At 31.0% G+C, this 12804-nt stretch carries 8 protein-coding genes; 2 read left to right on the forward strand and 6 right to left on the reverse strand.

Translation table 11 applies throughout. The annotated features are described in order from the left end of the window. The first annotated feature begins 37 nt into the window (after positions 1–37). Complete coding sequence (locus tag BS101_RS12405) at positions 38–1828, forward strand: GGDEF domain-containing protein (RefSeq protein ID WP_073539108.1); 1791 nt, start codon at positions 38–40, stop codon at positions 1826–1828. A gap of 13 nt (positions 1829–1841) precedes the next feature. On the opposite strand, the gene BS101_RS12410 is transcribed toward BS101_RS12405, so the two are convergent. From BS101_RS12410 to BS101_RS12430, 5 genes are all read right to left on the reverse strand, one after another. Beyond that, complete coding sequence (locus tag BS101_RS12410; RefSeq protein WP_242951252.1) at positions 1842–3680, reverse strand: M56 family metallopeptidase; 1839 nt, start codon at positions 3678–3680, stop codon at positions 1842–1844. A gap of 29 nt (positions 3681–3709) precedes the next feature. Beyond that, positions 3710–4096, reverse strand: a complete 387-nt coding sequence (locus BS101_RS12415; RefSeq protein WP_073539110.1) for a BlaI/MecI/CopY family transcriptional regulator — start codon at positions 4094–4096, stop codon at positions 3710–3712. 231 nt (positions 4097–4327) lie between these two features. Further along, a complete protein-coding gene (locus BS101_RS12420; protein ID WP_073539111.1) occupies positions 4328–6253 on the reverse strand; it encodes a [Fe-Fe] hydrogenase large subunit C-terminal domain-containing protein in 1926 nt (641 codons plus the stop codon). A 135-nt stretch (positions 6254–6388) separates the two neighbouring features. Then, positions 6389–7138, reverse strand: a complete 750-nt coding sequence (locus BS101_RS12425; RefSeq protein ID WP_073539112.1) for a hypothetical protein — start codon at positions 7136–7138, stop codon at positions 6389–6391. Positions 7139–7196: 58 nt separating this feature from the next. Beyond that, on the reverse strand, positions 7197–8633 hold the full coding sequence (locus tag BS101_RS12430) for a cell wall-binding repeat-containing protein (RefSeq protein WP_073539113.1): 1437 nt from the start codon (positions 8631–8633) through the stop codon (positions 7197–7199). A gap of 380 nt (positions 8634–9013) precedes the next feature. Here BS101_RS12430 and BS101_RS12435 point away from each other — a divergent pair, with 380 nt between their 5' ends. After that, positions 9014–11314, forward strand: coding sequence for a heavy metal translocating P-type ATPase (locus tag BS101_RS12435; RefSeq protein ID WP_073539114.1), 2301 nt, complete (start codon positions 9014–9016; stop codon positions 11312–11314). A gap of 99 nt (positions 11315–11413) precedes the next feature. Here BS101_RS12435 and BS101_RS23850 read toward each other — a convergent pair whose 3' ends face one another. Further along, positions 11414–12790 (reverse strand): MATE family efflux transporter, encoded by a 1377-nt coding sequence (locus tag BS101_RS23850; protein ID WP_073539115.1) that lies wholly within the window; start codon positions 12788–12790, stop codon positions 11414–11416. Positions 12791–12804 lie beyond the last annotated feature (14 nt).

Consider the following 12804-nt stretch of genomic DNA (forward strand, 5'->3'; position numbering starts at 1 on the left):
TTTGTTTTAATAATATAATAATTCGGGGGCATGTATAATGTCATGTAAATCATCAAATAATCTCCATGATAAAGAATTTCATGAGCTATTAAAGATAATTGAAAATGCAGATATTTCTACTGTATATCAGCCCATTGCATCCTTAACAGATGGAAGTATTATTGGATATGAAGCATTAAGTCGTGGTCCTGAGAATTCCTTATTGCAAAGTCCTGACAAATTATTTTCTGCTGCTAAAGTTCATAATAGAACCTGGGAGTTAGAACTTTTGTGCAGGACAAAAGCTATTGAAAGGGCATCGGATATTCCAGATGACAAATTTCTCTTTATCAATGTGGATCCATACATTTTTAAAGATGAAAAATTCAAGCGTGGATTTACAAAAGAATTTCTTTCAAAAAATAATATGTCTTCTGAAATAATAATTTTTGAAATAACCGAAAAAACTTCCATAGAAGATTATAAAAATTTCAGAGCTGTACTTAATAATTATATAGAGCAAGGATACAAAATTGCCATTGATGATACTGGTTCTGGTTACTCAGGTCTTAAAATGCTAAGTGAAATACAGCCACATTATATAAAAATTGATATGGATTTAATTAGAAATATCCACGAAGACACTTTTAAACAAGCATTAATAGAATGTTTTGTACGATTATCTGAAGTGACTAATATGAAACTAATTGCCGAAGGTATAGAGGATAGAGAAGAACTTAAAACGTTGATTAATCTTGGAGTTTATGCAGGACAAGGATATTTTATCAGCCGGCCTGCAGGAGCTTTTTTAGATATACCTGATTATGTAAAAAATACTATTTTATCTTGCCATAAAATGAAAAATGCCAGATTTATTTCTTCTTCAAATAATTACATAGGTAAGATTACGCGTTTAGACAGACCATTTAATACAAATACTACTTGTAGGATTATAAAAGAGTATTTTCATAATAACAATACTATCACAGGAGCATGCATTGTAAATGATACATTTCCTGTGGGACTTATAATGAAACATTCTTTAGATTCAGTGTTTGCAACTCAATATGGTGCTGCTATTTTTTCCAAACGCCCCATAACTTTGGTTATGGATTCCAATCCTATAATAGTAGATTACTATATCCCTGTAAACCAGGTTTCTAAAATTGCCATGGAACGAGAAATTGATAATATATATGACTATATCATTGTAACTAAAAATAATAAATATTACGGAATTGCTACCATAAAAACACTCCTTAATTATACTACAATGCTAGAATATAATTATGCAAAACAGCTTAATCCCTTAACAGAACTGCCTGGTAATTCAATTATAGAAAATAAACTTAGGGATATTCTTTCCTTTAATAAGACATGCTGCATTTTATATTTTGATTTAGATAATTTCAAAGTCTATAACGATACTTATGGATTTGAAAATGGAGATAAAGTAATTAAATTTACATCTGAGGTCATAAGATCAGAAATAGGAAGTTTATTTCCTTATAACAACTTTGTAGGCCATATTGGAGGGGATGATTTCTTCTCTATAATAGAAAATTCTTTGGATAGCTGTTTACAATTATGTGAAAATATTATTAAAAAATTCGATACAGGTATATTGGATTTTTTAAATGAAAAAGATAAAGCTAATGGATATATTAAGCATATAGACAGGAAAGGAAATAAAGATATATTTACACTTCCCTCCATATCTATTGCAGGCATCTATGGTAATATAGGAAACTTCTCCAGTATTGAGACCATTGGCGAAAAAACAGCATCCATAAAAAAGGAAGCTAAAAGTATAAAAAAGAGTTGTTATATAATAAAAGAGTGTTATTAAATTTAATAGATAATTATTTAGAGGCCTTTTCCTTAATCTCATTAAAATATTCTTTTGGAGGATATCCTGTATCTAACTTTAATCCTTTTTCTGCAGACTTCAGGGCTCCTTTTTTATCCCCTGACTTTAATTGTGCCTCTGCCAGATAGTACCAATAAAAGCCGGCTCCTGGCATTTCCTTTACCTTTTGCTCATAATAAGGTACCACCGACTGTTTAAAATAATCAGGACAATCAACTTTTTCTGGAACAAAGGTTTTTCCGTTCCACTTTAAGATATCTATCATGTAAGCATCCCCAGTATCATGCTGCCATACAGCTATATCTTTTATATCTTTTCCCGGAACATTTACTATATCTAGTTTAGAATAATATAACCCCTCATCTGAAACTTTACTCAACACATTGTTATTCCATTGATACACAAAAATCTCTCCTACAGTTCCCCCAATTCTTCTACTTAAAAGTACTTCTTCTCTTCCATCTCCATTTATATCTGCAGTTAAGGCTAAATCCAATTTAAAACCCTGTCCAGATTCATCTAAAGACTTAACCCAATTTTCTCCTGCTTTTTTGAGAACTAATATATTCATTTGCTCCTCTGATTGTCCAGATAATTTATAAGCAGTTATAATTTCATTTTCACCATCATTGTCTAAATCTTTTAACAAAATATTATCCTCTTCTGTTGTTTTGCCATTTGCATTACTAGGAGTTATAATTTGTGAATTTGCAGGTAAAAATCCCTTTACTATATTTACATAATCTATATTGCTTTGTTCTTTTTGCAGTAATTCTCCTTCATTTTTTAACACTGCAGCTTTAATAGGTGCATTGGTTATACCAGTTATGCACAGGGCTATTAAAATACAAATTACAGCTATTGACCATTTATATGGACTTTTTTTGAATTTTTTTATCATAATTATCCTCCTCTTTATATTTGAATTTCCTTTAATTATCCCTGTGGCTCCAGGAATATATTTTATATCCGATACAAGCTTCGCCATATTGATAATTGTCTTGCCGTACTCCCCTTGTTCTTTCTCTTTTAAATGAGATAATACATAATCATCACAAGCTAATTCGCAATCCTCCCACATTCTGTGAAGAGAAAACCATATTATAGGATTGAACCAATTAAGTATTCCGCAAAACAACATTATCCAGCTTATAAAAATATCTTTTCTTTTAAAATGGGAGAGTTCATGTAAAAAAATATACCTTTTTTGTTCAACAGAAAGCCTAAGTATAAAATCTGAACTAATTAAAATTTTAGGTTTTACATTTCCAAAAAGAGAAGGTACCTTTACATATCTATCACAAATTATTGGTATATCTCTTGAGATATTAATAATGGATTTACATTCCTCCAACACCTTAAGTGTATCTTCATCCTCACAAAAAGGCTGTTTATATACTTTAAATATAAATATACAATTTATAAATAATATAATAAGAAAAGCAAAAACAGCACCTGACACCCAAATTATACTGGCTATATTAAAATAATAGTTAAAATCTTTAGGTACTGTTTGTTTTAAGCTGCCCTCTTCATTTAATTTTAACCCTGAAACTTCACTGATATTTTGTAAATTAATTTCACTTACACTTTCCAAATCATTGGTAGTTTTAGATGAATTTGAATGTGACTGAATTTTTTCAGCAGCAAATTCTATATTATTGAATTTACTTAAAGGAGTTTCAAACCCTGCGGGTATAATTAATCTTATAATAAGCAGGAACCATATATAATATTGCCAGAAAGCATTAAGCCTTTTTTTAAACATTCCTTTTATCATAAGAATAATAATTGCAATTACACTTCCTATAACAGATGATAAAATAATCATTTTAAATATAGAAGAAAGATTCATGTAAATCATCTCCTTCTACTGTTTTTTTCATCTAGTATTTTTCTCAATTCCTCTATTTCTTCATCTGATAATTTTTCATTTTTTATAAAATTAGAAATTAATAGATGAATTGAGCCATTATAAACTTTCTTGACAAAGGATTTTGTCTCTGTTTTTCTACATTCCTCCTCGGATACTTTAGGATAATACAAATAAAAAGGTGTATTTTTTTTCACTTCAATGGCATCCTTTTTTACCAGTCTACTAATGAGAGTATGAATGGTCTTTGGATTCCATGAAATATATTCTTTTAAAATTTCAATTATTTCACTAGAAGTAAGGGGCGATTTTTTCCATAATACTCTCATTACCTCCCACTCTGAATCAGATATTTTTGGTGTTTTCCTCAACATTTCCCCTCCCTTCGTACTACAACTGTAGTCTCCACTATCATACTACACTTGTAATCTATTTTTGTCAACTATTATATTATTAAAATTTTATTATCAATACCCCAATCCTGAATAAGTTTTCCTAATGTTTATATAAAGAAACGTATTCCTTGTATGCAAACCCACTTGAATCTAAAACCATTTGATCATAAAAACCCTATAAGATTAAATTCCATATAGGGTTTATAAATACTATTCTTCTACTAAAAGACTGGAAGCTGCTGCACTAATTTCTTCACTGTTTGCAGATATTTCTTCAGTAACAGAAGAAATATCATTTATGGAACTATTTACACTCTCCATTTTTGTATTTAAAACTTTTGATACTTTATATATTTGTTTTATAAGCTCAATCATCACGGCTTGATCATTTTGTGTGGATGAAGCTACATCTTTCGACTCATAAGATAATTTTTTTACTTCATCTGCAACTACAGAAAATCCCCTTCCCATTTCTCCAGATCTTGAAGCTTCAATAGCAGCATTTAAAGCTAAAAGATTGGTCTGATTTGCAATATCTACAATTTGTTCTGAGGCTTTGGAAAATTTATTTAATTTATCTCCCATTTCCTCTATACTATCTTTAAGAGTATTAGTTATATTTAACACCTCTTCTATATCATTTGATATATTAGAAATAGCCGCTGCACTTTCTTCATTGCCCTTTGTAACTTCCTTAACTGAAAGTATTATTTCTGAAACCCTTTTCCTTAATTCTTCAGTATTTCTAACCTTTTCCTCAGATAATTTATTTAATTCTTCCAGAACCTTCATTTCCTCACTTTTAAGATTTAAAAGCCGCTGCTCATTATTAACTTCCTGTTTATTATAATCAATACAATTATAATAAACATTTAACCCATTATGTATTGCCCTTGCCATATCCCTGCATGTGCCATAGCCACAGGAAGAACAGTTGATATTCCTCTGAGTTTCAGTAAACTTATTTAAACGTTTAAATATTTCATTATATTGAATTTCCGTTGGTTCCTCTATATTAAATACAACTTGATTTTTATTATATACCCTCATAAAATCTTCTAATTTCAGGGTTTTATCAAATATACTAAAAAGATCATCCTTATTTCTTTTTATAAATAACCTATTATTTTTTTGAAGTTTAATTTTTTTTAAGTTATTGAATTCATTGTCACAATCATCAACAGATATTTTATTTTCATCTGGAATGGCACTTCCAAAATTACATCCATTGGAACAATTTAAAATATCTACAATCAAGGGAACTGGTTCTCCTCTTACAACACGCTCTTTATACTCATTTAAATAATCATATGCAAAATGTTCCCCTTCAATTTGACGAACCCAGGTATCCTGAACTCTGACCTCGATATTTTCCTTTAAACCCCCGGGTCTGCTAAATAAGAATCCCAATTCACATTTAATATCATCAAAATCACACTCTTTATAAGAATTTATATTTATAAGATTTTTATTTAGATACTCCAAAAGTTTTTTAAAAGTCACATTATAATTTACATACCCAAAAGTATTTTTATGGTGAATTTCATCTGACTTTCCTATACAGGGTGATATAAAGGCAATATTATCAGCAATATTTCTATATTTTTTCATATAAATGGAAGTACATATCATTGGACTTTGAATTGGCGCCAAAAAATCTATTAACCTTGAATTATACTTTTCTATATAATTAACTATAGCTGAACAGGGTTGTGCAATAATAGAAGATAATTTATTGTCCTTTATAGCTTTTAAATATGCCCATACAGTTATATCCGCCCCCAAAGAAACATCATATATAAAATTAATACCTATGGATTTAAAATATCCAAACAACTTTTTATAATTTTCAATATTAACTCTAATAGAAGGTGCTACTATTAAAGATATTTTTTTCCCCGATGACAAGTCATTAAAAAAATCTTCAGTATCGTCATTAAAGTCTCTTGCAAAATGGTCACATACCTTTATACACTCACCACAATGTATACATTTTTCTCCATTTATTTTTACTTTGTTTTTTCCTTCTACTATATATGCGATGTTAGCACCTATCACAGGGCAATTAACTATACATTTATTGCATCCAACACACTTTTCCTCTTTTAAATAAATCAATTTATCATATTCATACATTTTAATACTACCCTACCCTCTACATAATATGTATAGCTTTTCAATTAAATTTTACCATACTTTTCAGCAATTTAGCAAATTACCAAAAAGTATAGTTTGTATTAAATTTTAAATAGTCAAGCTCCATTCAACATATTAATTTTTAGTTATAGATTGTACTGTTATTACAGGAAACCTTTTACCATCTGCATCAGGTCCGGGATTAGTCTGCATACTTCCATCTAATACTCCAGTCACAGTGGCAGGTACCGGCTTCGTTTTATCTGATCCATTATTAAGTTCAACTTGGTGCTTAACTATATTCCATGCATCTAACTGTGACCCTGTACCGTTAAATGCCCACGTACCTCCTTCTCCATCCTTATTATCCGTGGAGATATTTCCATCAAAATAATAAAAAACCCATTCACCATTTTCTTGAAAAGTTATTCCAAGGCCGGATAATGCCATTAGTCTCATATATATCATAGCTGCAGTATCTTCTTTAAGCCCTGCTGCAAAATCATCTTCTGTAGTAATGTATCCTGTAAATGTCTGCACCTGTGGATTAGAAGCATTTTCCGATCCTGACTTAGATTGTGATTCCAATTCAGCTTTCAATATTGCTGCGGATTTTGATATTGATGCTGATGTACCGGAATTTGTTGGATCTTCAGGTTGAGTTTTATCCTCTACCCTATCTGAAGATTTAGTTTCAACTTGATTTGAACTTTCTCCATTTTTTGATACAGTATCTTTAGGTTTATTACTATTATTTGAATTAGTGGTAGTATTAACAATATCAGATGACTTCAATGATTTGTTCTTTATATTCCATATAATTGTCAATACAGATATGCAAATAATTACAGATACTCCTATAATAATTATTTTTTTTATTTTCATTAATATTCCTACTATAAAGTTATAGTAGTTTCCACCTCTCTTCTTAGATTCAGATCATTCAGTTTATATTATCTGCGCTTATGGATTCTACAGTTATTACCGGAAAATTTTTGCCATCTGCATCAGGTCCAGGATTTGTCTGAGTATTTCCCTTTAATATTCCCTTTACAGTAACAAGTACGGGATTCATCTTATCCGAACCATCATTCCTTTTAATCTGTTCTTCAACTATATTCCATGCATCTAACTGTGAACCTGTACCGTTAAATATCCATGTACCCCCTTCTCCGTCCTTATTATCTGTAGATATATTCCCGTCAAAATAATAAAAGACCCACTCACCATTTTCTTGAAAAGTTATTCCAAGGCCGGATAACGCCATCATTTTCATGTGTATCATATGTGCACTATCCTCCTTAAGGCCAGCTGCAAAATCATCCTCTGTAGTAATATATCCTGTAAATGTCTGTATTTGTTCTTCTGAACCATTTAATGTATTTATTTTATTTTCAACAGCTTCTGGAACTACTCCCGTTCCTCCTAAAATTTCCACTTTTGATGAGGAAGTTAAATTGGTCTTTAGATAATTTAAGGCATTTAATGTAGCTGTAGAATTTTCTTCATCTACTAACACAAGAGGAGAATTATCTCTTCCTGCTAAAGCGGATGCTGTAAGGGCATCTGCATAGCCATTTCCACTGGCACTTGCCACATAAACTTTATCAAATTTTATATCACTTTTAAATGAATCAAGTACTTTGAGATTTGTATCAAATCTATTATTTCCTCCATCTATCCTGTTAACTCCATTGACAGCCTTATATGTACTGTCATTTATAACAGAGGTTGTACCAACTACAGTGGAATTGGATTTATGAGAGTTTATAAAATCCGTAACTGGCTTTATACTATTTAGATCATTGGTGCCAATCAATAATATTTTACCCTGTGAAGCTGCAATGGAAGCCACAGTCAGTGCATCTGAGAATCCTTCTCCTCCAACTAATATGACATCAGAAGCATCCTCTCCCTGTTTCACAAGTTCATGAGCTACAGCTGCATTTGTAGCATATCTGTTATCTCCTTTTAATTCAATAATATTATAGGATTTCTTTAATAGCTCCCTAATTTCCTTAGAAATTACTGCATCTCCTCCTATAATATATATATTCTTTGGTTTCAATGTAGAAAATGCGGATTGCGTGTAAGGATTCAAACTTTTTGAATCTGTCAAAAGAATAGGTGCATCTAACTTTTTAGCCAGTACAGAAGCACTTATTGCATCTGCATACCCTTCACCTGACACCAATACCACATTATCTGTATTGCTCCAATTTGACAAGGCACCTTTAGCAGCAGTGTCATATCTATCCTGTCCACCTATTCTGGTTACCCTATTTTCCTCTGCTTTAACTGTTGAATTTATAGAATTTCCTAAAACTGAAGCTGCCAAACCTGCCAAAAGTACTAAAGACACTAATTTTTTGCTTTTCATAATTTTATTCCCCCTTAAATTTAAAATGAAAAAAGCCAAAACCTTCTTTATTATACTTAAAGAAAGTTTCAGCCTCTAGCTTTCTAGTTAGCTACAAAATCATATAATTGTTATTGAATATGTTAATATAATTTTTGTCTATTGTCAATGAATAAAATATGTAGATTACATGTAGAAATTATCAATATTTTATTAATTAAATATTAATATTCAGTTAATTGATCTAAATACTTTTTTAACTACAAATCATTGACACCAAATTCCCATCATGCTAGAATACAAGAAATTGTATTTCGTTGACCAGAAATCTGGAGACCAATAATCTATTGCTGTGGATTATTGGTCTTTAATTTTATCTTAAATTATAAGGATGTGGTAGAATGATTAAAAATGCTTCATTAAAAGTTTACGGCATGACTTGCACACTATGTTCCACTACAATAGAATGTGCTGTTTCTGAAATTAAAGGCATAGATAAAATAAATGTAAGCTATGCTGCTGAAAAGGCAAAGTTTCAGTATGATAGTGATAAAACAAGCTTAGAGGACATAAAACAAAAAATAGAATTATTGGGCTTCTCTGTGGGAGAGGAAAATGAAAAAAATACAGATAGAGGCCTTACAAGACAGGAAATTGAGAGAAACAAGCTTAGAAATTTATTTATAATATCCGCTATTTTAAGTACTCCATTAATAATAGGCATGATACTTGGTACTACAGGTTTCTGTCACAGTAACTTTGACCTTAATTCAGCTAACAAGTGGGGAAATACTATTGAAACTTTAAGATTTAAGTCCTCACAGCTCCACAACTGGAAATTTCAGCTTACACTGGCCACTATAGTCCAATTCATAATAGGTTTTAGATTTTACAAGAGTTCCTTTTATGCATTAAAGGCTAAAGCCTTTACCATGGACCTATTGGTTGTCATAGGAACTACCGCTGCATATTTTTACAGCTTATACATTGCACTTTTTCAAACTATAACATACACTTTAGGAATGGTAAATTTATATTTTGAATCCTCTGTTACTATAATTACCCTTGTACTTCTTGGAAGATATCTGGAATCCATTGCCAAAAGTAAAACAGCTGCTTCCATAAAAGCCCTGAACAAGCTCCAGCCCAAAACAGCCAGAATACTAAAAAACAATGTTGAACATGCAGTTCCCATTGAAAAAGTATCCATAGGTGACATTCTAATGGTAAAACCGGGTGAAAAAATACCTGTAGACGGCATTGTACTTACAGGTTACTCTTCTGTTGACGAATCAATGCTTACAGGAGAAAGCATACCTGCTGAAAAGAAAAAAGATGATTTGGTAACAGGTGCTTCCATAAACAAAAATGGTACTTTTACTTTTAAGGCTACTAAAATTGGTGATGATACTGTATTCTCAAACATAATAAAGTTAGTCGAAGAAGCCCAAGAAAGCAAGGCTCCCATTCAAAAAATTGCAGATAAGGTATCAGGATTATTCATACCTGCCGTACTCGCTATATCAGCCCTTACATTTATTATATGGTATTTTGTGATTTTCGATCAGCAGATATTTATTATGGACATTGCTATAATTCATGCTGTTTCAGTTTTAGTAGTATCCTGTCCATGTGCACTGGGTCTTGCTACTCCTGCTGCATTAATGGTAGGAATGGGAAAAGGAGCAGAGAATGGAATATTAATTAAGAATGGTGAAAAATTAGAACAATGCTGTAAAATCAGTACTGTGGTATTTGACAAAACGGGAACTTTAACCACAGGAAAACTTCATATTACCGATATTATTTTATTTAATAAAAAACAAATTTCATCTTTAAATATCATCAAAGAAAAAGATTTGATGATTTTAGCTGCAGCAGCTGAAAAACCTTCTGAACATCCTCTTGGGGAAGCTATATACAAATATGGAAAATACACTTATGAAGATGAGCTAAGTACTCTGGATTATTTTAAGTATTTTCCAGGCAGGGGTATAACTGCACTTGTAGATAACAAAAAGGTTCTCATAGGAAAGGAAACCTTTTTAACAGAAAATTCGGTGGATTTATTGGAACTTGAAGATAACTTAAGTGAACTTCAAAAACAGGGAAAAACATCTGTGCTGATAGCAGTTAACAATATTTTAGCTGGAGTTATTGCCATGCAAGATAAAATAAAAGATACTTCAGCGGATGCAATTAAATCTCTTAACAAAAAGAATATAGAAGTTTATATGATTACAGGAGATAATAAAAATACAGCTCTATCAGTTGCAAATAAGCTTGGTATAAAAAATGTAATAGCCGATGTACAGCCGCAAAACAAAGCTCAGGAAATTTCCAAATTAAAAAATAAAGGAAAAGTGGTAGCCATGGTGGGAGATGGTATAAACGATTCCCCTGCTCTTGCTACAGCAGATATAGGATTTGCCCTGGGATCAGGGACTGATGCTGCTATTGAAAGTGGTGACATAGTACTTTTAAAAGAAGATTTAAGAGCCTTACCGGAGGCAACAGAACTTTCAAGGATAACTATGAGAAAAATAAGACAGAATTTATTTTGGGCTTTTATCTATAACATAATTGCCATACCAATCGCAGTAACAGGACATTTAAATCCTGTAATAGGTGCTGCAGCCATGTCGTTTAGCTCCATATCTGTTTTATTAAACTCACTAAGTCTTAAAAGATTTAAATTTTAACTAATTCTATACCAAATACAGATCACACACTTTTCAGTAATTTAATAAATTGTTGAAAAGTGTGTGATAGTTTAAATTTAAATAAAAGATAATATAATTTTAATTCATTCCAATACTGGTGCTCTCTATTCCGAATTCTTCTTCAAGTGCCTTTTTCATAAAATAAATTGAAGTCAATATCACCACTCCATCAGTTATTGGATATGCAATAATAGCACCTTTCATGCCAAAAATTTTTACAAGAAATAGGGCAAGAGGTATAAATATTATAATTTCCCTATATATAGATAGCAAAAAGCTTTTTTTGGACTCTCCTATTGCCTGATAATAATACATGGTAACATAATATATTCCAAGGAGAGGGATCATTGAGATACTTATTCTAAAAGCATTGATAGTTTGGTAAAGCAATGCTTTATCCTTTAGGAAGAATCCTATTATTTCATAGGAAAAAAGCAGAAAAATTGCCCAGAACACTATAGAGAGCACAATAACAATCTTAATAGAACTTTTTAAAACTTCTTTAACTCTCTCGTATTTTTCAGCTCCAAAATTATATCCTACTATGGGCTGCATTCCAGAACTTATACCTATAATTGCACTATAGATAAACATGGATGTTTTTTCAATTACTCCCACAATAATTATGGCAGAATCCCCACCAGTACTATAAAGTACATTATTTAACACCCCGGCCACCACTGCATCTGAAATCTCAACTATAAAAGTGGAAAACCCACAGACAATTATTTGATTTAAAATATCTATGTTTAAATATTCTAGAACAGATTTGTTTGAAAATTGAATATGAAGTGCTTTACTTAAATTAATAAATTTAAAGAATGCAAACATACAAGAAACAATCTGTGCCACTACTGCAGCGATAGCACTTCCCTCTATTCCCATTCCCATATTTGCAATAAATATATAACTAATTAAAATATTAAATGAAACCCCTATTAAATTGGTATATAACATAATTCTAGTTTGATTAAATGATATCATCATATAACAAATTACGGCAGACAGTGCTTGAAAAACACTTCCAATCAGTACTATTGATACATATTTATTTGCCAGTGGATAAGTATTATGGCTGGCACCAAGTGCATAAAGGATAGGACTTCTAAAAACAAATACCATTAGGGAAATTAAAATTAAAAAAGTTAAGGTTAATATAAAAGAATTCACTATTATTTTTTTCAATTCAGATATATCCTTTTTCCCTATTATCCTGGCTGCATAAGTTGACGTTCCAACTGCTATTAAAAGGCCAAGGGCAATAAAAAATCTCTGTATGGGAAATTCTACTGTAAGTGCACCTATGGCATTTGTACCTATATACCTTCCTGCAAACACTATGGCAATTATATTATAAAACTCACCTACAAGTAGAGAAAAAATTGCAGGAACAGCAAATCTAAAAAGTAATTTGTTTACTTTATCATTTAAAAAGCTTTTATCATCTGCTCCCATAAAACCACCTCAAT

The organism is Clostridium kluyveri (assembly GCF_001902295.1).
Taxonomy (GTDB): Bacteria; Bacillota; Clostridia; order Clostridiales; family Clostridiaceae; genus Clostridium_B; species Clostridium_B kluyveri_B.

What these genes read in the sequence shown, in the direction of transcription:
- BS101_RS23850 (WP_073539115.1), bottom strand. Translation starts at nt 12,790, where the DNA reads ATGGGAGCAGATGATAAAAGCTTTTTAAATGATAAAGTAAACAAATTA.
- BS101_RS12410 (WP_242951252.1), bottom strand. Translation starts at nt 3,680, where the DNA reads ATGATTATTTTATCATCTGTTATAGGAAGTGTAATTGCAATTATTATT.
- BS101_RS12430 (WP_073539113.1), bottom strand. Translation starts at nt 8,633, where the DNA reads ATGAAAAGCAAAAAATTAGTGTCTTTAGTACTTTTGGCAGGTTTGGCA.
- BS101_RS12435 (WP_073539114.1), top strand. Translation starts at nt 9,014, where the DNA reads ATGATTAAAAATGCTTCATTAAAAGTTTACGGCATGACTTGCACACTA.
- BS101_RS12420 (WP_073539111.1), bottom strand. Translation starts at nt 6,253, where the DNA reads ATGTATGAATATGATAAATTGATTTATTTAAAAGAGGAAAAGTGTGTT.
- BS101_RS12405 (WP_073539108.1), top strand. Translation starts at nt 38, where the DNA reads ATGTCATGTAAATCATCAAATAATCTCCATGATAAAGAATTTCATGAG.
- BS101_RS12425 (WP_073539112.1), bottom strand. Translation starts at nt 7,138, where the DNA reads ATGAAAATAAAAAAAATAATTATTATAGGAGTATCTGTAATTATTTGC.
- BS101_RS12415 (WP_073539110.1), bottom strand. Translation starts at nt 4,096, where the DNA reads ATGTTGAGGAAAACACCAAAAATATCTGATTCAGAGTGGGAGGTAATG.